This window comes from Streptomyces saintjeani (assembly GCF_055409605.1).
On record NZ_CP189624.1, the window covers coordinates 7337625 to 7356615 of the forward strand.

General features: G+C 71.7%; 17 protein-coding genes. 10 read left to right on the top strand and 7 right to left on the bottom strand.

Features of this window, described 5'->3' with window-relative positions:
• Positions 1 to 154: 154 nt before the first annotated feature.
• The 3 genes from ACQCO7_RS33315 to ACQCO7_RS33325 are packed head-to-tail and all read left to right on the top strand — an operon-like array spanning position 155 to position 2678.
• Positions 155 to 1309, top strand: a complete 1155-nt coding sequence (locus ACQCO7_RS33315; protein WP_464075271.1) for an ABC transporter ATP-binding protein — start codon at positions 155 to 157, stop codon at positions 1307 to 1309.
• Entirely contained in the window at positions 1306 to 2013 is a 708-nt protein-coding gene (locus ACQCO7_RS33320) for an ABC transporter permease (protein ID WP_464075272.1), read from the top strand. Before ACQCO7_RS33315 ends, ACQCO7_RS33320 begins: the two co-directional genes overlap by 4 nt.
• The gene (locus ACQCO7_RS33325) at positions 2010 to 2678 is read left to right on the top strand and encodes an ABC transporter permease (protein ID WP_464075273.1); all 669 of its coding nucleotides are present in this window, start codon (positions 2010 to 2012) and stop codon (positions 2676 to 2678) included. The genes ACQCO7_RS33320 and ACQCO7_RS33325 overlap by 4 nt, the downstream gene beginning before the upstream one ends.
• 172 nt (positions 2679 to 2850) lie before the next feature.
• On the opposite strand, the gene ACQCO7_RS33330 is transcribed toward ACQCO7_RS33325, so the two are convergent.
• From ACQCO7_RS33330 to ACQCO7_RS33345, 4 genes are read right to left on the bottom strand one after another with little or no spacing between them, the layout of a single operon-like run.
• Complete coding sequence (locus ACQCO7_RS33330) at positions 2851 to 3450, bottom strand: GTP-binding protein (protein WP_409114749.1); 600 nt, start codon at positions 3448 to 3450, stop codon at positions 2851 to 2853.
• Complete coding sequence (locus tag ACQCO7_RS33335) at positions 3437 to 3865, bottom strand: DUF742 domain-containing protein (protein WP_464075274.1); 429 nt, start codon at positions 3863 to 3865, stop codon at positions 3437 to 3439. Before ACQCO7_RS33335 ends, ACQCO7_RS33330 begins: the two co-directional genes overlap by 14 nt.
• A 37-nt stretch (positions 3866 to 3902) precedes the next feature.
• A complete protein-coding gene (locus ACQCO7_RS33340) occupies positions 3903 to 4409 on the bottom strand; it encodes a roadblock/LC7 domain-containing protein (RefSeq protein WP_010353216.1) in 507 nt (168 codons plus the stop codon).
• A complete protein-coding gene (locus ACQCO7_RS33345) occupies positions 4406 to 7042 on the bottom strand; it encodes an ATP-binding protein (RefSeq protein ID WP_464075275.1) in 2637 nt (878 codons plus the stop codon). The genes ACQCO7_RS33340 and ACQCO7_RS33345 overlap by 4 nt, the downstream gene beginning before the upstream one ends.
• A gap of 416 nt (positions 7043 to 7458) precedes the next feature.
• Between ACQCO7_RS33345 and ACQCO7_RS33350 the strand changes: the two genes are divergently transcribed.
• The 5 genes from ACQCO7_RS33350 (at position 7459) to mgtA (ending at position 14301) form a co-directional block, all read left to right on the top strand.
• Entirely contained in the window at positions 7459 to 8415 is a 957-nt protein-coding gene (locus tag ACQCO7_RS33350) for an ABC transporter substrate-binding protein (RefSeq protein WP_464075276.1), read from the top strand.
• A 5-nt stretch (positions 8416 to 8420) separates the two neighbouring features.
• A complete protein-coding gene (locus ACQCO7_RS33355) occupies positions 8421 to 9983 on the top strand; it encodes an aromatic amino acid lyase (protein ID WP_464075277.1) in 1563 nt (520 codons plus the stop codon).
• A gap of 243 nt (positions 9984 to 10226) precedes the next feature.
• Positions 10227 to 10634, top strand: coding sequence for an ankyrin repeat domain-containing protein (locus ACQCO7_RS33360; protein ID WP_464075278.1), 408 nt, complete (start codon positions 10227 to 10229; stop codon positions 10632 to 10634).
• Between the two features lie 363 nt (positions 10635 to 10997).
• On the top strand, positions 10998 to 11312 hold the full coding sequence (locus ACQCO7_RS33365; protein ID WP_409114946.1) for an ArsR/SmtB family transcription factor: 315 nt from the start codon (positions 10998 to 11000) through the stop codon (positions 11310 to 11312).
• A gap of 364 nt (positions 11313 to 11676) precedes the next feature.
• Complete coding sequence (gene mgtA / locus ACQCO7_RS33370) at positions 11677 to 14301, top strand: magnesium-translocating P-type ATPase (protein WP_464077346.1); 2625 nt, start codon at positions 11677 to 11679, stop codon at positions 14299 to 14301.
• Positions 14302 to 14371: 70 nt separating this feature from the next.
• On the opposite strand, the gene ACQCO7_RS33375 is transcribed toward mgtA, so the two are convergent.
• A complete protein-coding gene (locus ACQCO7_RS33375) occupies positions 14372 to 15985 on the bottom strand; it encodes an LCP family protein (protein ID WP_464075279.1) in 1614 nt (537 codons plus the stop codon).
• A gap of 101 nt (positions 15986 to 16086) precedes the next feature.
• Between ACQCO7_RS33375 and tatA the strand changes: the two genes are divergently transcribed.
• Positions 16087 to 16377 carry a Sec-independent protein translocase subunit TatA gene (tatA, locus tag ACQCO7_RS33380; RefSeq protein WP_464075280.1) on the top strand — a complete coding sequence of 97 codons (291 nt, stop codon included), beginning with the start codon at positions 16087 to 16089 and terminating at the stop codon, positions 16375 to 16377.
• A 147-nt stretch (positions 16378 to 16524) separates the two neighbouring features.
• On the opposite strand, the gene ACQCO7_RS33385 is transcribed toward tatA, so the two are convergent.
• Together ACQCO7_RS33385 and ACQCO7_RS33390 are read right to left on the bottom strand one after the other, a co-directional pair.
• Entirely contained in the window at positions 16525 to 17028 is a 504-nt protein-coding gene (locus ACQCO7_RS33385; RefSeq protein ID WP_464075281.1) for a DUF6114 domain-containing protein, read from the bottom strand.
• Positions 17029 to 17032: 4 nt separating this feature from the next.
• The gene (locus tag ACQCO7_RS33390) at positions 17033 to 17707 is read right to left on the bottom strand and encodes a DUF6230 family protein (protein ID WP_464075282.1); all 675 of its coding nucleotides are present in this window, start codon (positions 17705 to 17707) and stop codon (positions 17033 to 17035) included.
• Positions 17708 to 18340: 633 nt separating this feature from the next.
• Between ACQCO7_RS33390 and ACQCO7_RS33395 the strand changes: the two genes are divergently transcribed.
• Positions 18341 to 18979, top strand: a complete 639-nt coding sequence (locus tag ACQCO7_RS33395) for a Tat pathway signal sequence domain protein (RefSeq protein WP_464075283.1) — start codon at positions 18341 to 18343, stop codon at positions 18977 to 18979.
• The last annotated feature ends 12 nt before the right edge of the window (positions 18980 to 18991 follow it).

The following is an 18991-nucleotide window of genomic DNA, read 5'->3' on the forward strand; positions in this document are numbered from 1 at the left end:
CAGCGGCGCCCGCCGGATCGCGTCTCGTATGGCGAAATTCAGACAGTGGGCCCATTGAAGAGATGCAACACAAGCGGTCTACACTCTCCCCGCAACGGCCCGACACGCGTCGGCAGCGGGCTGATTCGGCCAGACCCGAAGGGTGTTCGGCGTTTTGATACGGATAGATTCAGTCACCAAGCGGTACCCGGACGGCACCACAGCCGTCGACCGGCTCTCCCTGGAGATACCGGACCGCGCGATCACCGTCCTGGTCGGCCCCTCGGGCTGCGGCAAGACCACCACGCTGCGGATGATCAACCGGATGGTCGAGCCCAGCGAGGGCACGATCTCCATCGACGGTGTCGACACGCGTCAGCAGCCGGTCAACACCCTGCGCCGGGGGATGGGTTACGTCATCCAGAACGCCGGCCTCTTCCAGCACCGCACGATCCTCGACAACATCGCGACCGTGCCCCGCCTGTTGGGCGTGAGCAAGGCCGAATCCCGGGACCGCGCACGGGAGTTGATGGGCCGCGTCGGACTCGACGCCGCGCTCGCGAAGCGCTACCCGTACCAGCTCTCCGGCGGCCAGCAGCAGCGCGTCGGCGTGGCCCGCGCGCTCGCCGCCGACCCGCCGGTCCTGCTGATGGACGAGCCGTTCTCCGCCGTCGACCCCGTCGTCCGCAAGGGTCTCCAGGACGAACTCCTGCGCATCCAGGGTGAGTTGGGCAAGACCATCGTCTTCGTCACGCACGACATCGACGAGGCCGTGAAGCTCGGCACGATGGTCGCCGTGCTGCGTACGGGCGGCAAGCTCGCGCAGTTCGCGCCCCCGGCCGAGCTGCTCTCCGACCCCGCCGACGCGTTCGTCGAGGACTTCCTCGGCGCGGACCGGGGCATCCGGCGGCTGTCCTTCTTCCCCGCCGCCGGGCTGGAGCTGCGCACCGGACCGGTCGTCGCCGTCGACTCCAGCGCCGAGCAGCTCGCGGCGGCGGCGGGCGCCGGGGCGCCGTACCTCCTTGTCACCGGCATGGACGGCAGGCCGCTCGGCTGGGGCGAGCCGGGCAAGCTGGTCGCGGGGCGGATCGACGCCGGTCAACTCCTGTCCTGCGGGCGCCCGTTCGTCGCCGGAACCGACTCGCTGCGGGCTGCGCTCGACTGCGCCGTGCTGTCGCCGACGGGGTGGGCGGTCGGCGTGGACGCGGAGGGGCGGGCCGCCGGGGTGGTCTCGCAGCAGGCCATCGGGGAGGCCATTCGCGGGGCGCACGAGGAGAGCGCCACCGAGGGCGTCGGCGCATCCGCCTCGGAGCCGAAGGTCCTGCGGTGAGCTACTTCGACGGCTTCTTCGACATCCCCAGCGACCTCCAGCACAGCTGGCTCGGCCTCATCGGCCTCCACCTGCGCGAGGCGCTGCTCCCGGTCCTCGCCGGGCTCGTGATCGCGCTGCCGCTCGGGCAGCTCTGCGTACGGCTCAAGTGGCTGTACCCGCCGGTGCTCTGGGTGACGACGATCCTGTACGCCATCCCGTCGCTCGCCTTCTTCGTCGTCCTCATCGACTACACCGGCATGACCGAGCTGACCGTGATGATCCCGCTGACGGTCTACAGCCTCGTCGTGCTCGTCCCGGCGATCGTCGACGCGGTGCGGTCCGTGCCGCAGGAGACGCTCGCGGCGGCCACCGCGATGGGCTTCGGACCCGTACGCCGGTACATCCAGGTGCAGTTGCCGATCGCCGTGCCCGCGATCATCGCCGGGCTGCGCGTCGCCGTCGCCTCCAGCATCTCCCTCGTCAGCGTCGGCACGCTCATCGGCAACCAGGGCGCGCTGGGGAACCTGCTGCACGACGCGAACATCTACAACCGCCCCGAGCTGGCCTGGAATTCGGTGCTGACGTCGGCCGCGCTCGCGGTGATCGTGGACGCGCTGCTGGTCGGCCTGCGCACCCTGCTCACGCCGTGGATGCCGAAGAGCGGCTCACGCCGTCCGAGGCCCGAGACGGTTCCCGTCGCACTGGAGGACGCTGTCCGGTGAACGTCCTGCACTACATCAGCAACTTCTTCGAGAACGACGCCAACTGGAGCGGCTACGCGGGGATTCCGACGCGGCTGTGGGAGCACGTCCAGTACTCGCTGGAGGCGCTCGGGTTCGCCGTCGTCGTCGGACTGCCGATCGGCCTCGTCACCGGGCACTTCGGACGCGGCGGCAACGCGCTCGCGTTCGTCGCGACGGCCGCCCGCGCGCTGCCGACGTTCGGGCTCCTCGTCCTCGCCACGATGATCATCGGCTTCGGCATGCTGCCGGTGATGATCCCGCTGGTCATCCTCGCCGTCCCGCCGATCCTCGTCACCACGTACGAGGCGATGCGCTCGGTCGACCCGGCCCCCGTGGACGCCGCGCGCGGCATGGGCATGGGGGAGGCCGGCATCCTGCTGCGGGTCGAACTCCCCGTCGCCCTCGGCCTGATCCTCAGCGGTATGCGCTCGGCGGCCATCCAGATCGTGTCGACGGCCACCATCGCCGCGTACGTCGGCCTCGGCGGCCTCGGCCGCTTCATCATCGACGGCCTCTACCAGCACGACTACGAGAAGGTCGTCGGCGGCGCCACCCTGGTCGCCTTCATGGCCCTCGCCACGCTGGGCCTGTTCTGGGCGGTGGCACGGTTCGCGGTGTCACCCGGGGTGCGCAGAAGGGCGTAGCAACCGGTTGCAGCAACAGACAGAGGGCGGTACCTCTCGGTACCGCCCTCCGCGCCGTCTCGGACCGGCCGTACGGCGATGGGCTGGTCGCGCCCACGCGGCGGAGCCGCGTGTCAGCACAGAACCGCGCCCCTGGGGAGTCTCTCCCCCGACGGATTCGGCGAAGCTTGTTTCAGCCCTCCGTGCGGGCCAGCGCCTGTTCCAGGACCACCAGCAGCGCGTCGCGTACCGAGCCCCGTTCGCGGGCGTCGAAGACCAGGAGCGGGACGCCGTCCGTGACGTCGAGGGCCCAGCGGACCTCGTCCAGGGTGTGCTCGACCTTGCCGTCGAAGGCGTTGATGGCGACCGCGAAGGGGATCCGGCGGTGCTCGAAGTAGTCGACGGCCGCGTAACAGTCGTCCAGACGGCGGGTGTCGACGATGACGAGGCCGCCGACCGCGCCCTCGACGATGTCGTCCCACATGAAGCCGAAGCGCTCCTGGCCCGGCGTACCGAACAGGTAGAGCTTCAGCGTCGGGTCGATGGTGATGCAGCCGAAGTCCATCGCGACCGTGGTCGTCGTCTTGCGCGGCGTGTGCGACAAGTCGTCGACCCCCGCCGCGACTTCGGTGATCGCCGCCTCGGTGGTGAGCGGCTCGATCTCGGAGATCGAGCCGACGGCGGTGGTCTTGCCCACCCCGAAGCCGCCCGCGATCACCAACTTCACCGGCAGCGGCGGCCGTTCGACGGCGACCGCGCCGACGGCGCTGGTGAACGGTTCAGTCGGAGTCACGGAGTACCCCCCGGGAGTCGGGGATGGCCCGCAGGCCATCGATAACCCTGCGCAGGACGGACGCGTCGTGGATCGCGCCGGAGTCCGGTACGTGCACCGTCAGATGACCGGCCGCGCGCAGATCCTCGGCGAGGACCCGCACCACGTTCAGATGCAGCCGCAGCCGCGCCGCGATCTCCGCGATGGACTGCGGCCGGCGGCACGCGGCGACGATGTCGTGCTGCTCGAAGGAGAGCCGGTCGAGGACGGCGAGCCCGCCCGCCGTGGCCACCACCTGCGTCTCCACGGGCATCGCCCGCGCGGACGCGGCCGACCCGGCCACCCGGCCGGCGGTGACCAGGAACGGCCGCACGGCGGAGGGCGGACGCGCCGCGCCGTCCTCTCCGGCGCCCTGCGGGGTGCGCCCGTCCGCCATCTTCGCCTGCTCTTCTCTTCTGGCGTACCGGCCGGTGTCAGCGGGTCCGGCTCGGACGCCGGCCCTGCTGGCTCTGCTTGGCGGCGCCCACGGTGTTCTTCAGCTCCAGCACCAGCTGGGGGCTGAGCGCGCTGCCCGCCCGGTTCGCGAACACCGTCATCTCGTAGGCGATGTTGCCGAGCTTCGCCTCCTTGTCGGTGACGACGCCGAGGACCGCGCCGCTGCCGACCGAGGAGACCAGCACATGGCCGCCCTCCAGGTCGATGATGACCTTGTTCAGCCCGCCCAGACCGTAGTTGCCGGAGGCCCCGGCGGCCAGCGAGGTGATGCCGGAGACGATCGCCGCGAGCCGCTCGGAGTCCGCGTGCTCACGCAGCTCGGAGACGGCTATCAGCAGTCCGTCCGAGGACACGGCGATGGCGTCGACGACGCCCGCGGTCTCGGTGGCGAAACGGTTGAGCAGCCAGGTGAAGTCGGCTGCGGCGGCCCGCAGATCGGTCGGCGTGGCCTCACCCGCGGGGGTGTCACCTGTCGACGTGCTCACTGCTCGGCTCCTTCCGGAAGGTGTTTCTGGTGGTGCGTGGAGTTCCGGTCGTCGGTGGGGGGTCGGCGGCTCGGCACATCGTCGTGCGTAAACGCTTTCTGCTTCGTTTCCGGACCATTCTCTCCGGAGCGGCCCCCCTCGGTGAAGGGGGCCGTGTCGGTGAAGGGGGCCGTGGTCTCCGCCGTATCGGCGTTCGCCCGCGCCACCGCCTCCTCGAACTCGTCCAGCGTGTCACGGACGGCGTCCGCGTCGGCGGGACGGGAGGCACGCGCGCCCTGCTGCGCGGCGGCGTCCACGGTCGTCCGCAGGGTCGCGCCCCGCACCCGCCGCTTGAGCGGCCTCGGACCGTCGGCCGGTACGGGCTCCTCCGAGCGGGCCCGGGGGATGAACGGAGCGGGGGCCTCGGCGGGTTGAGTGGTACGGCGGGGCAGCGGGGGGTCTTCGGCACCGGCTCCGGTGAGCGGTGACGTCCGGTCGGGAGACGCGCCGTCGAGGCCGGGCGCGTCGAGCGGGAGCGGGGCCGTCGAAACCGGCTCCGCACCATGTCCGTCGTCCGTCCCCACAGACCTCTCCGTGCTCGTTCGTCCCGCCTCCCCGGCGCCTGCCCCCGAACTCCCGCGGGAAACCAGGGGCTTGTGCGCGACCACCGGCGGCTCCTCGCCGCTCAGCGTCAGCAACAGCGACGACGGCAGCGCCACTTCGGCGGTGAGGCCGCCACCGGGCGTACGGGAGAGGGCGACCTCGATCTCCCAGCGCCGCGCGAGGGCGCCGACGACGAACAGGCCGAGCACCTTCGTCGGTACGAGGTCGAGCCGCTCGCGCCGCACCAGCCGGGCGTTCTCCTCGGCCAGCCGCTCGGCGCTCATCCCGAGCCCGTGGTCGACGACCGTGATGGACGCCCCCTCGGAGTGCACGCGGACGGCGACCTCGACCGGCGAGTCGGTGGGCGAGAACGACACCGCGTTCTCCAGGAGTTCGGCCACCATCAGCGTGAGGTCGCCGATGATGTCGGGCTCGATCATCACCTCGGACGTGGCCCGCAGTTCGACGCGCTGGTACCCCTCGATCTGCCCGAGCGCGGCCCGCACGACGTTGGTGAGCGCGGTCGGCCCCGAGTCGAGGACGGTCTCGCGGATCCCGGCGAGCAGCATCAGGCTGTCGGCGTTGCGGCGCAGGCGGACGGCGATGTGGTCGATGGAGTAGAGGCGTTCGAGCAGCGCCGGGTCGGTCTCGCCGCGTTCCACCGCGTCGATCAGCGTGAGCTGACGGGTCGTCAGGTTGCTGACGCGGCGCCCCACGTTGCCGAACATCTCGGCGACGTTGCGACGGCTGAGGACCTGACGCTCCAGCAGCGCGGCGGCCGTCGTCTGGACGTTGTTGAACGCCTCGGCCAGCTCACCGATCTCGTCGTTGGCCGTGACCGGCAGCTCACGCAGGCGCGGCGAGCCGCTCTCCTCCGCGTCGTCGTCGGCGACGCGCGCCAGCTCCCGCCCGGCGACGTCCGCGACCTCGCGCGCGGCGCCGGTCAGCGCCAGCACCGGCCGGACGACCGAGCGCCGCACCAGCACCGAGAACGCGATCCACAGGATGAACCCGATCACCGCGAGGCTCAGCAGCAGCGTGACGCGCAGGCGGGCGCTGCTCGCCGTGTCGTCGGCGCGGTCGGCGATCTGGCCGATCAGGGAGTCGGTGATCTTCAGCCGGTTGTCGGCCTGTTGCTGGTAGTCGCCGTACGCGCTCAGCGCCTGGCGCAGCGAGGTGCGCAGCGCGGACGTCGTCGTCGCCTGCAACGAGCTGGGGTCGACGGAGAGTTCGGCGTAGTGCTGGTCGATGGCGGCCTGCGCCGGGTTGTGCTCGATGCCGCCGAGCTCGTCGGACTGCGCGGCGGTCGCGAACCGGTTGAACCGCTCGGTCTGGTACCCGTACAGCTCGTAGGCGCCGACCGCGCCGGTGAACTCGATGAGCGCGTTGCTGTCCCCGGTCAGCGCCGAGAACACGCCCGTCTCGAAGGCGCCGTGCGCCGCGTCCGCGCGCAGCAGGGAGTCCAGCAGGTTGCCGGTGAACGTCGTCGCCAGCGCCGAGTTGCGGTCCAGGCCGAGGCCGTCGATGAGGGCGCGCGCCGCGCCCGTGTACGCCGGGTCGATGTTGTCGGCGGGCAGATAGCCCTGCTCGATCGTCGACCTGAGCACCCCGAGGCCCTCGATCTCGCGCAGCGCCTGCGCCTCACCGTCCGGCAGCCGTCCGCCGAAGGTGTCGCGCACCTCCGTCACCTGGTTGTCCACCTTGACCTGCGCCACCCGATAGGGGTCGGCCGAGGGGGTGCCGCCGTCGAAGGAGGCCTCGTGACGCACCGACAGCAGGATCGCCTGCTGGTGCTCGGCCTCCACCAGCGAGACCAGCTTGGCCACTTGGGCGCTGTCGCGCACCAACTGGGCGGCTTCCTCGGCCCGCTGGGACTCCTGGACCAGGTCCGCGATGACGTACGTCAGCAGGACGGTGATCACCGCGAGCGGCACGCCGACGAGGACGTTGAGCTTGCGCTGGAAGGGCCACCGGTCGGCGAGGGCCCGCAGCCCACGAGGGCCGGACGCTGGTGCCGGCCGGGTGGGCGCGTCCACCTCGTTCGTGGACACCGGGCCTCCTTCATGGCGGGTGGTGCACCGCGCGCGACGCACACGGATGGCCGGTTTCGATCGGTCCCTGATTCTGTTCGACTCCGATCGAGTCGACGACCGATGTGTACCGCTGGATGACCGATGGGTGATCGACGCCGACTGCGGCGAGGCTATCGCTTCCGTGAAGGGACGGGCACATCGCCCTGGGTCAAGAATCCATTACGAAGCGACGCCGACCACAACCAGCCACGTACACAAGCGGAATGGCAAGCGGAGCCCGGGAAATCGACGGGTATCGTTTACACAACTTCTCTTGACTGCCGAAGAACTGGCTGGCTTGGATCGAGAGACCTCATTCGAGGGACCCTCAGGCGCGTCGCCGGGGGGTCTTCAGGCGTATCGCCTCCTCTCCCCCCAAGTCGGAAACGGGAACAGTGACTTCTACCGCCCATCCCCGCAGATCCCTCCGTCAGCACCCCGGCGCGGCAGCGGCCGTGCTCGCCGCGGCGACGGTCCTGCTGGCGGGATGCAGCTCCGACGACACCGGCAGCAACCCGCTCGACGGGGGCGGCTCGGACGGCAAGTCGGTCGTCGTGGGGTCGAACAACTTCGCCGAGAGCACGCTGCTCGCCGACATCTACGGCGAGGCGCTCAAGGCCAAGGGGATCAAGGTCTCCTACAAGCCCAACATCGGCAGCCGCGAGACCACGTACGGCCTGCTCAAGAACGGCTCCATCCACGTCCTGCCGGAGTACAACGGCTCCCTGCTGGCCTACCTCGACGCCAAGGCCACGCAGACCTCGCTGGAGACCGTGAACGCGGCGGCCAAGGCCAAGCTCGACTCCAAGCTGACGCTCCTGGAGTCCTCCCCGGCCGAGGACAAGGACTCCGTCACGATCAACGCGGAGACCGCGGCGAAGTACAGCCTCACCGCGGCCTCGACCCTCGCGGACCTCAAGGACATCGCCCCCGACCTGGTCCTCGGCGGCTCGCCCGAGTTCCAGACCCGCCACCAGGGCATGCTCGGCCTGGAGTCGGAGTACGGGCTGAAGTTCAAGTCCTTCAAGGCACTTGACGCGGGTGGTCCGCTCACGCAGGCGGCGCTGAAGAAGAACACCGTGCAGGCGGCGGACATCTTCACGACCGACCCGACCATCCTCAAGGAGAAGTTCGTCGTCCTCCAGGACCCGAAGAACCTCTTCGGCTTCGCGAACGTCACGCCGCTCGTCTACAAGAGCGCGCTCTCCTCGGAGGGCGTCGCCGCCCTCAACGCGGTCTCCGCGAAGCTCGACACGAAGACGCTCCTCGACCTCGACCTCCAGGTGCAGCTGGAGAACAAGGACCCGCTGGACGTCGCCAAGGCGTGGCTGAAGACGGCCGGCCTGGACTGACCCGCTTGGACACCACCGACCTGACCCGGGTGCCCGCCTCGCGCGCGGACACCCGGGTCGTTCTCACCGGATCCTCCCTCACCGCACGGGAGTTGATCGCCCTCGCGGACGGCGGCGCGTCCCCGGACGTCGCCCCCGAGGCCCGCGAACGCGCCGTACGCTCCTGGCTGACGGCCCGTCGACTCGCTTCCGCCGGACGGCTGTACGGCCGCGCCACGGGCGTCGGCGCCAACCGCTCCGTCCCGGTCGCCACCGCCGACGAACAGGCCCACAACCTCCGCCTCCTGCGCAGCCACGCGGGCGGCGCGGGAGCGTTGCTGCCGGCCCGCCAGATCCGCGCGATGCTCGCGGTCCGCGCGAACCAACTCCTCGCCGGGGGCGCGGGAATCCAGCCCGCGATCATCGACGCGCTGGTGGAGGCGCTGCGGCTCGGGGTGCATCCGGCGGTGAACGAGTACGGGGGGCTGGGGACCGGGGACCTGACGGCGCTGGCACAGACGGGGCTGACACTGATCGGTGAACGGCCGTGGATCGGGGGCGGGTTGGAGGGTGAGGGGGGTTTCGGGGCGGGCCCGGCGTCGGGGGCCGTGATCGAAGAGGCGTCGGCCCGGCCGGAGTTCGCCGACCATCCCGCGCCCGTCGCCCTTCAACCCGGCGATGCCCTCGCCCTGTTGAGCAGCAACGCCCTCGCTCTCGCCCAAGCCGCGCTCGCCTGGCGGGAGATGGACGTCCTGCTGCGGGCCACGCATGCCGTCGCCGCGCTCTCCCTCGCCGCCGTGTCCGGGTCGGCCGAGGCGTACGCCGCTCCCGTGCACGCGTTGCGGCCGTACGTCGGGGCCGCGCACGCCGCCGGGGAGGTGCGGCGGCTGCTGGGGTGGCCGGACGTGCCGGTCGTGGCCGCACGGCGGGTGCAGGACCCGTACGGGTTCCGGGCGTTCCCGCAGGTGCACGGGTGTGCGCTGGACGCGGGGGACAGGGTGCGGGAAGTCGTCGAGGTCGAGGTCAACTGTCCGTCCGAGAACCCCTTGGTGGACCCCGACGCGCTCACCGCCTACCACCACGGCGGGTTCTTCGCGGCGCCCCTCGCGCTCGCCCTGGACGGGCTGAACCTGGCCCTGCTGAAGACGGCCCAGCTCTCCACCGCCCGCCTCTCCGCGCTCGGCCACCCCGAACTCACCGGCCTCGCCCCCTTCCTGGCGGACGGCCCGGCGAGCAGCTCGGGGACGATGATCCTGGAGTACACGGCCAACTCGGCGCTCGCGGAACTGCGTTCACAGGCCGTCCCCGCCTCCTCGGGGCACGCCGTGGTCTCCCTCGGCCTGGAGGAGGCCGCGAGCTTCGCGGGCCAGTCCGCGCGCCAGTCCCTGCGGGCGGCGGACGCGTACACGACCCTCGTCGCCTGCGAACTGGTCAGCGCCGTCAGGGCACTTCGGCTCCGGCCGACCCAGCCGCCGACCCCGGCCTTCACGACCGCCTCGGCCGCGCTGCCGACCGGCACGGACGACCGGCCGCTCACCGCGGACATCGCGGCGGCGGCCGAACTCCTGCCGACGCTCGCCGAGTTGTGAAGCACCCCCGGGCGTGGGGTAAGGTTTGATCACGAGCTGGCCGCCGAACAAGGCGGAACAGAACGCGCGTTGGTGGTCCAAGGAAAGACGTCCCGCTTCCTGCGGGGAGATGCAAGTGCAAGGCTTGCCCGGCGCTCAAGAAAAGAACCCGTCCCGGTTGGGGCGGGTTCTTTGCTGTCCGCGCGAGCGCGGCGGAGAAAACCCGGAAGCGCATCCGGAACCCGCCGCCTAATCTCCTCCCCGATGAACAGAAGACGCCAGAAAAAGCTCACCCGCCGCCTGATGAGCGCGGCCTGGAGCGAGAACGGCTCCCGGGTCGCCGCGCTCCTGAAAGCCGGCGCCGACCCCCGGGCCCGGGATGCCGACGGCACCACACCCCTGTACGCGGCGAGCGTCCACGGCAACGCCGAGGCGGCCCGGCATCTCCTGGCCGCGGGCGCTCCGCCGGACGAGGAGAGCGCGGGACCCGGCGCCGAGGGAACTCCCCTGTGCGCAGCCGCCAGTTGGGGCCACACCGAGACGGTGCGCGTCCTCCTCGCGCACGGCGCGGACCCCGGCCTCCGGGAGGACCACGGCACCGGCCTCACCCCGCTGGAGTGGGCGAGGGCCGGGAACCACGCCGAGACGGTCGCCGCCCTGTCGCAGGCGTGAGCTTTCCTCGTCGACGGGCCCCGGCGTGGAGGGAAACGCCGATTCCCTCGCCCGCGCTGGAGCCCGCGTGGATCTCTCCCCGAATCTGACGCGAGCCGTCACCCGACGCGAGCCGTCCCCGGGGAGAAACCGCATGAGAACGCTTGCTGCAACACGTCGTCCCGCCCTCGCCGCCCTCCTGACCGCTGAAGGGGGCCCGGCCGCCGAGGTGCAGCGCGTGCACGAGGGCGCGGTCGAGGTCGTCGAGCATGTGGCTCATCCTCGCGGTGGGCGCTCACGCCGTAAACTGGAGAAACCCGTTTCAGCAACACGTCAGCGCACAGGAGGTCGGCAGCCGTGGCGTTCGAGGACCCCTCCACCGAGATGCTCACGCAGGCCGCCGAGCACTTCGGGCTGCTGGCGTCCCCGGCCCGCCTGCACATCGTGTGGGCGCTGGCCCAGGGTGAGAGCGACGTGACCGGTCTCGCGGAGCGGGTGGGCGGCGCGCTGCCCGCCGTCAGCCAGCACCTGACCAAGCTGAAACTCGCCGGCCTCGTACGCTCGCGCCGCGAGGGCCGCCGCCAGGTGTACTTCGTGGACGCCCCCGACGTCGTCGACGTCGTCCGCCTGGTCCTCGGCCGCCTGAACGACCGCGCCGAGGGGGCCGACGTCCCGGTACCCCGCCTCCGTGGCCTCTGAGGAGACGGACCCGGGGGAGGGGACGGGGTCGCGGCGGGACGGCATGGGGGGAGCGGGGGAGGGCGAGGGCGTTCCGGGCGGGGACGGGGACGGTGTGAGGCGGTCGGACGACGGCGAGGTCTCGCTCGGCGGCGATGTCTCACACGGGGACGGTGTGAGGCGGTCGGGCGGTGACGAGGCTCTCCCCGGTGGTGCGATCCGGCTCGGCGGCGGCGCGATCACGCCGGGTGGCGATGCGGGGCCGGTGGAGGACGGCGGGGATGCGACGGGGGATGGTTCGGGTCCGTCGGGCGGTGCTGTGGTTCCGCTCGGGGGCGGCGCGACTCCGCGCGCCGGGGACGCGTCCCCACCACGCGCCGGCGCGATGCCGGCGGGCGACGGTGCGGCCCTGCCGGGCGCCGAGGGGAGTCGGCTGAGCGACGGTACGACCCCGCTGGTCCCCGCGATCAGCGATGCCGCGTCGGTGGTCCCGGCGGCCGGCGCCGCGATCGCACCCGCCTCGCCCGCCGGCCCCCCGGCCCCCGCCGACGCCACCACCCTGGAAACCCTCCGGCGCCTGAACACCCGCCCCCGGGGCCTCACCGAGGACGAAGCCGTCGTCCGCCTCGCCGAGTACGGCGAGAACACGCTCCCCGGGACCTCCCCCGCCGACTGGCCGCGCCTCCTGCTCGCCGGGGTCCGGGACCCCTTCACCTGCGTGCTGCTCTGCCTCGGCCTCGTCTCCGCGCTGGTCTCCTCCTGGGGCACCGCGACCGTCATCCTCGCCCTCGTCGCCGTGAGCTGTGTCCTGCGCGCGAGCGGGGAACGGCGGGCGGACCGTTCCGTGGCCGCGCTGCGCGATCTGGTCGCCGGTACCGCCACGGTCGTACGGAGGCCGGGTCCGGACGGGACGCCGGGGAGCCGGGAGGTGCCGGCGGCCGAGCTGGTGCCGGGGGACGTGATCCGGCTGGGGCCGGGCGACCTGGTGCCGGCCGACGTGAGGCTGCTGCGGGCACGCGGGCTCACCGTGCACCAGGCGGCGCTGACGGGGGAGTCGCAACCGGTTGCGAAACACGCGGAGGGGGCGGCGGGGGAGGGGCTCTGCTTCCAGGGCAGCGACATCGCCTCCGGCACCGCCACCGCCGTCGTCCTCGCGACCGGCGCCCGCACCCGCTTCGCCGCCGCCCACGCGCCCCCCGCCCGCCCCACCGGAAACGCCTTCGACAGGTCCGTACACGGCATCTCCTGGGTCCTGATCAGGTTCATGCTGCTCACGCCCCCGCTCGTGCTGATGGCGAACGCCGCCCTGCGCGACCGGGGCCTGGAGACGCTCCCCTTCGCGGTCGCCGTCGCTGTCGGGCTCACGCCCGAGATGCTGCCGGTGATCGTCACGACGTGTCTCGCGCGCGGAGCGACCCTGCTGGCCCGCTCCCACAACGTGATCGTCAAGCGGCTTCCGGCGCTGCACGACCTCGGCGCCGTCGACGTCCTGTGCGTGGACAAGACGGGCACGCTCACCCAGGACCGCCCGGTGCTGGAGCGCGGCATCGGGACGGACGGCGGCGAGGACGACGACGTCGTGCGCTGGGCCGCCGTACAGGCATGGTGGACGCTCCAGCTCGCCGAACTCCCCGCCCCGGACGCCCTCGACGAGGCGCTGCTGGACGCGGCGGGCGCGGTGGGGGAGGAGTACGACGGGGTCGACGCGGTGCCGTTCGGCCCGCAGCGGCGGATCGCGACGGCGGTCGTACGGGGCCGGCGCCCCGGCACGCACCTGCTGATCACGAAGGGCGCGGTGGACGACGTCCTGGCCCGCTGCGACCTCACGGAAACCGAACGCAAACGGTTGCTGAAACTCGCGGCGGCCGAGGCGGACGACGGCCTGAGGCTGCTGGCCGTCGCGACGGCCGAGCGAACCGCCCGCACCCGCCCCTACACCCCCGCCGACGAACGCGGCCTGACCTTCCGCGGCCTCGTCGCCTTCCGCGACGCCCTCGCGCCGAGCGCGGCCGAGGCGCTGCGGGGACTGGCCGCGCGCGGCGTCTCCGTACGGGTCCTGACGGGCGACGCGCCCGGTACGGCGGCCCGCGCCTGCCGGGACCTCGGCCTGGACCCCGGCGAGCCGGTGACGCTCGGCGCCGACGGTGACGTACCCGAAGCAACCGTTTACTCCCGTTGCACCCCGCAGGACAAGGCCCGCATCGTCGCCGCCCTGCGCGAGCGCGGGCACACGGTCGGCTTCCTCGGCGACGGCGTGAACGACGCGCCCGCGCTGCGTGCGGCGGACGTCGGGATCGCCCCGCGGTCGGCCTGCGCGGTGGCCCGCGAGAGCGCGGACGTGGTGCTCGGCGAGAAGGAGCTGACGGCCGTCGGGCACGCGGTCACGGCGGGCCGGTACAGCAGCGGCAACATCGCCTCGTACCTGCGCGTCACGCTCTCCTCGAACCTCGGCAACGTCCTCGCGATGCTCTCCGCGGGCCTGCTGCTGCCGTTCCTGCCGATGCTCCCCGCGCAGGTCCTCGTCCAGAACCTGTGCTTCGACGCGGCGCAGCTCGCCTTCGCGTACGACCGCCCCGCCGCGTCCGTCCTGCGTCGCCCGACCGTCCTGCGCCCCCGCTCCTTCCTCGCCCTGATCACCGGCTTCGGCGCGCTCAACGCGGTCGCCGACCTCACGACCTTCGGCATCCTGGCGTACGGGCTGCGCGGCCCCGACGAGGTGGACGACGAGGCGTTCTTCCACTCCGCCTGGTTCACGGAGAACCTCCTCACGCAGGCGCTGGTGATGATCCTGCTGCGGGCCGGGCGGCACGCCGTACGCGGGGGCCGGCGCCCGGGGCCGGTCGGCTGGGCGGCGGCGGTCCTGGTCGGCGTCGGCCTCCTGCTGCCGCCGAGCCCGCTGGGAGGCGCCCTCGGCATGACGGGGCTGCCGCTGCCGTACTACCTGATGCTGGGGGCGGTGCTGCTGCTGTACGCGCTCGCGCTGAGGCCGCTGGCCCGGCGCCAGCCGTAGGACGACCGCACGCCGGGCGCGGGGAGTTCGGCCTCGGCGGCGGGGCGACCGCACGCCGCCTCACCCCGCCTCAGCCGTACGTCAGGTTCGAGCACGGATTGTCGTCCGCCGAGCGCGCGTCCGCGGCGACCTGGGACGGTACGGACGTCGGCGCCGGCGAGGCGGTACCGGTGCCGGCCGACCCCGCGTAGTCGTCGCCCAGGACGACGTTCAGGGCCGTGCCCTGGATCTGCTCCAGCCGGGCGCCGGGAAACGCCGCAGCAACCGTTTGCGCACTCTTTTCCAGCCCCGGCCCGTACTGCACGACCGTCGTCGCGTGGGCCTGGCTGGCGGCCGTCGCCGTACCCGTCACCGTGAACCCCGCCGCCGTGAGCTTCGCCGCGCCCTTGGCCGCGAGCCCGGAGACCGTCGTGCCGTTGTAGACGGCCACGTCGATTCCCGCGCCGGACACGGGAGTCGGGGTCGGCGTCGGGGCTGCCGCCTTCTTCCTGCCGCCCGCGTTCTGGCCGTCGATCGTCCGGTCCTCCTTCAGCGCCGACCACAGCGCGGACGCGTCCGGCTCGACGATCGCGACGCGCGCACCCTCGTAACGCCAGGGCACGGTAACGAACTTGGTGTTGTGCAGGTCGACGTCCTTGAGGGACATCGCGAACGAGATCAGCTTGTCGGCGGAGCCGAGCCCGGGGTCGACGGTGAGCGACTTGGTCGCCGCCTCGGCCAGCGGGAGCAGGTTCGTCGGAGACAGCCCCTTCTCCTTGATCTGCTTCAACAGGCTGGCCACGAACGCCTGTTGGCGCTTGATCCGGCCTATGTCGGAGCCGTCGCCGATGCCGTGCCGGATCCGGACGTAGTCCAGCGCCTTCTGCCCGGAGACCTTCTGCTCGCCCTTGGCGAAGAGCAGGTCGCCCCGCGTGGCCCGGCCGGGGCTGAGGTCCTTCTGGTAGATGTCATTGGGCAGGCACACGTCGACCCCGCCGACCACGTCCGTCAGTGACGCGAACCCCTTGAAGTCGACGACGACCGTGTGGTCGACGCGCATCCCGGTCAGCTTCTCGACGGTGTTCTGCGTGCAGGCGGGGTTGCCTTTGTCCGTCTGCCCCATGGAGAACGCCGCGTTGAACATCGTGCTGCGCTGCTCGGCGGACCAGGTGCCGTCGGGCAGCTTGCAGGGCGGGATCGTCACCAGGGTGTCGCGCGGGATGGACACCGCGAGGGCGTGCTGGTGGTCGGCGTACACGTGCAGCAGGAACGCCGTGTCCGAGCGGCCGATGTCGTCCTTGTTGCCGCCGCCGAGCGCCGCGTTGCCGTCGGTGCGCGCGTCCGAGCCGATGACCAGCACGTTCTCGCCGGCCGTGTCCTCGGGGCGGTTGTCGGAGAGACCGCCCGCGTCGAACGTGTTGATGTCGCCGTCGAGCTTCAGGTACAGCCAGCCGGCGCCCGCGCCGAGGAGGACCAGCAGGGACAGGACGATCGTGAGGGTCAGGCGTATCCGGCGGGAGCGTGAACTCTTCCCCGCGCCCCTGCCTCCTCCCGCGCCCCTGCCCCGCCCCGCGCCTCTGCCCGTGCCGCTCCCGCCGCCCGCGCCCGTACGGCGCCTGCGGTCCGGCTGCGGCGGCGCGGAGCGTCTGCCGCCGCCGGTGCGATGGCGTGGCGGCGGTGCGCTGCGGCTGCTGGTGACGGTCATCGGCGCCCTCACTGTGTCTCGCCCTGGGTTGTACAGTTGCGCAATGTAGCAACCTTCCGGGGTGCGACTCCGACAAGGCTCGACGAAAGAGAGATCAGGTCATGCTCCGCAACGGACTGGAACCCTGGCACCTGTTGATCGTGGCGATCGTCGTCATCGTGCTCTTCGGCTCGAAGAAGCTGCCTGATACGGCGCGTGCGCTCGGCAAGTCGATGCGCATCCTCAAGAGCGAGGCGAAGGCGATGAAGGAGGAGAACCCCGCGAGCCCCGAGAGCCCCGCGGAGCCGTCCGGCTCGGTGGCCGCGTCGGCCGTGACCCCCGCGGCCCCGGTCCAGCCGACGACGGTGACCACCGCGTCGGAGGCGGCGCGGGCGCAGGCGCCGGCCGCCTGACGGCCGTCCGGAGGGAAAAACTTCGTAAACGGTTACTGCGCGTCTTTCCAGGCCGCGACGTGCCAAGGCCGGTGCGGACCGCTGTGCGTGGCAGCGGGCCGCACCGGCCGGTGTCTTGCTGTGCGCCGAGGCGCGCCGGTCACGGCATCAGGCGGGCTCCCCGGCCCCCTTGGGAAGCAGCGCCTCCGCGGCCGAACGGGACTCCTCGCGCCGCTGCCGCCGGGTGCGGCGCGGCTCCTGGTCGGGCAGCCAGCCGAAGGCCATGCTGCTGCCGATCAGGCCGCACAGCAGGCCGACCATGAACCCCCCGATGTTGGAGGTCACCCAGGTGCCCACGGAGAGCAGCACGGCGGTGACCGAGTAGAACAGCCGCTGCGCCGGGTTGAACAGGATCAGCAGGCCGCACAGGATCATGAGCGACGGCAGGAGGTATCCCGCCAGTCCCTGCATGCCGATGTGCAGGATCACCGGCAGCGGCGCCTTCATCGTCAGAAGGATCTCGGCGCCGCCGAAGGTGAGCAGGACCCCGCCCACGAACGGCCGGCGGCCTCGCCACTGACGGAAACGCTGCCGCGCCGGCGCCTTGGGAGCCGGCTCGGCGGACGCGGTCGTCCCTGGCTCGGGTACGGCCGGCGGTTCGTGCTGGGTCACTGGATCACGTCCCCGGGCATCCGCTGGTGGAGAACTTCATGCGCAGGTCGGGCAGCTTGAAGACGGCCGCGGTCGCGCCGTAGTTGTGCTGGTACAGGTTCTCGATGGTGACCGTCCTGGCCTGCTGGCCGTAGACACCCGCCGGACCCTTGTAGCCGGGGACCCGGTCGAAGGTGCTGGAGTCGCGGCCGATCTCGATGTCGCCGAACGTGGCGTTACCCATGATCTCGTCCGAGTCGATCGCGAGATTCTCCACCTCGACCTTCTTGCCCTTGCCGCCGGCCGTCAGGATGAGCTGGATGCCGCCGAGGTCGACGGCCTGGCACATGTTGGTGATCTTGCCCTTGCCGATGACCGAGGTCACGACGAGGACCGAGCCGTCCGTGTCCCCCTGGTTCGGGCTGTTCTCGATCATGTGGTCCAGCCCGCCGTACTGCTCGAAACCCTCTCCTTCGAGCAGGTCGGCCTTGACGACGAACGGTATGCCGGAGATCGCGAACTGGACGCCGAGGACGCCCTCCGCGGTCAGGACGGCGAGCGTCGCGGCGGCGATCGTGGCGGGGACCGCGAGGATCGCCGCCCGGCGCCCGCGGACCCTGCCGCGTCTTTCGGTGGTACCGCTACCCGGACTCCCGGGTGTGTTCTCGGCGGACGGTGTGACGTCCGGGGACGAGGCCATGTCTGCTCCCATGGGCATTAGTACATGCAGGTTGCTTTGTGGCGCGTTGTCCTGGCGCGGACAGCGGCTGCCGTGCACGCTCCCCACAACTCCCGGAAGTCGTACGGTCGTTCTCGTTACGCGGCAGTAGCCAAGCCAGGAAGTTACCGATGGTTACAACTACGGGTCAAGGGAGTTGTGGAAAAAGGGTGTTCATTGTGCGCCGTCCATGGATCAAGGCGCCACCCATGGTGTACCGCTCACAGCCATGATTTTCTGACGGTGCGTCACATCACCAACTTCTGTCCGATGCCTTGACGTTGACTGATCCTCAGGTCTACAACTCTGCCTGGCTCAGCCCGGATCCGTGGCGCCGGATCCGCAGCGCGACGTCCGTCGCGCTCCCGGACCTTCTTCACCGGACGTACCCGTCCCCCCGTGGGGGCGGGTACCTCTGGCCGAGTCCGCTCACCTGGCATCCCTCCATGGCGTCGAACACGGCCGCTTCCCTCCTGGCCGGCCACTGTCTGCCGTCCGTCACGTACGGAGAAGGCGTCACGGACCGGCAGTCGACGCCGCCGAGCTCACCCCCCTTTCGAGATCCCCGGCCATCCCGGGCATCTCCGCATCCCCCGAAAGAAAGAGGCACCCGCAATGCGCGCTCGCTCCCTGTTCGCCGTCCTCGGCACCGCCGCCGCCCTCACGCTGCCCGCCATCACCCCGGCCTCCGCCGCGGCGGACGCGGTCCTCACCGCGAACGGCGCGAACGTGGCCGTCGGCGACGTCCTGACGGCCTCCCTGGCCAGCGGCACCGCCGCCACGTTCTACTCCAGCGCGACCGGCACCAGCGGCATCTCCTGTGCGACCTCGGCCTTCAACGCGACCGTCGCCACCAACCCGACCGCGCCGGGCACCGCCACCGAGACGCTCACCGCGCACACGTTCGCCAACTGCACCTCGAACGTCCTCGGCGTCACGGGCGTCACCAGCATCAAGGTCGACAACCTGCCCTACACGGTCTCCGCCGCGTCCGGCGGCGCGCTCACGGTGACCCCGCCGAGCGGCGGCGTCATCCAGACCACGATCGTCCTGCGCACGCTGCTCGGCAGCATCACCTGCGTCTACCAGGGCCCGAGCCTGACCGGCAGCACCAGCAACACCGACAACAGCATCAACTTCGCCAGCCAGGCGTTCACCCGCACCTCGGGCTCGTCCCTGTGCTTCGCCGCGGGCTACTTCACCGCGAAGTACGCGCCGGTGTCGGACGGCGTGAACCCGGTGACGGTCAACTGACCTGATCCGGCC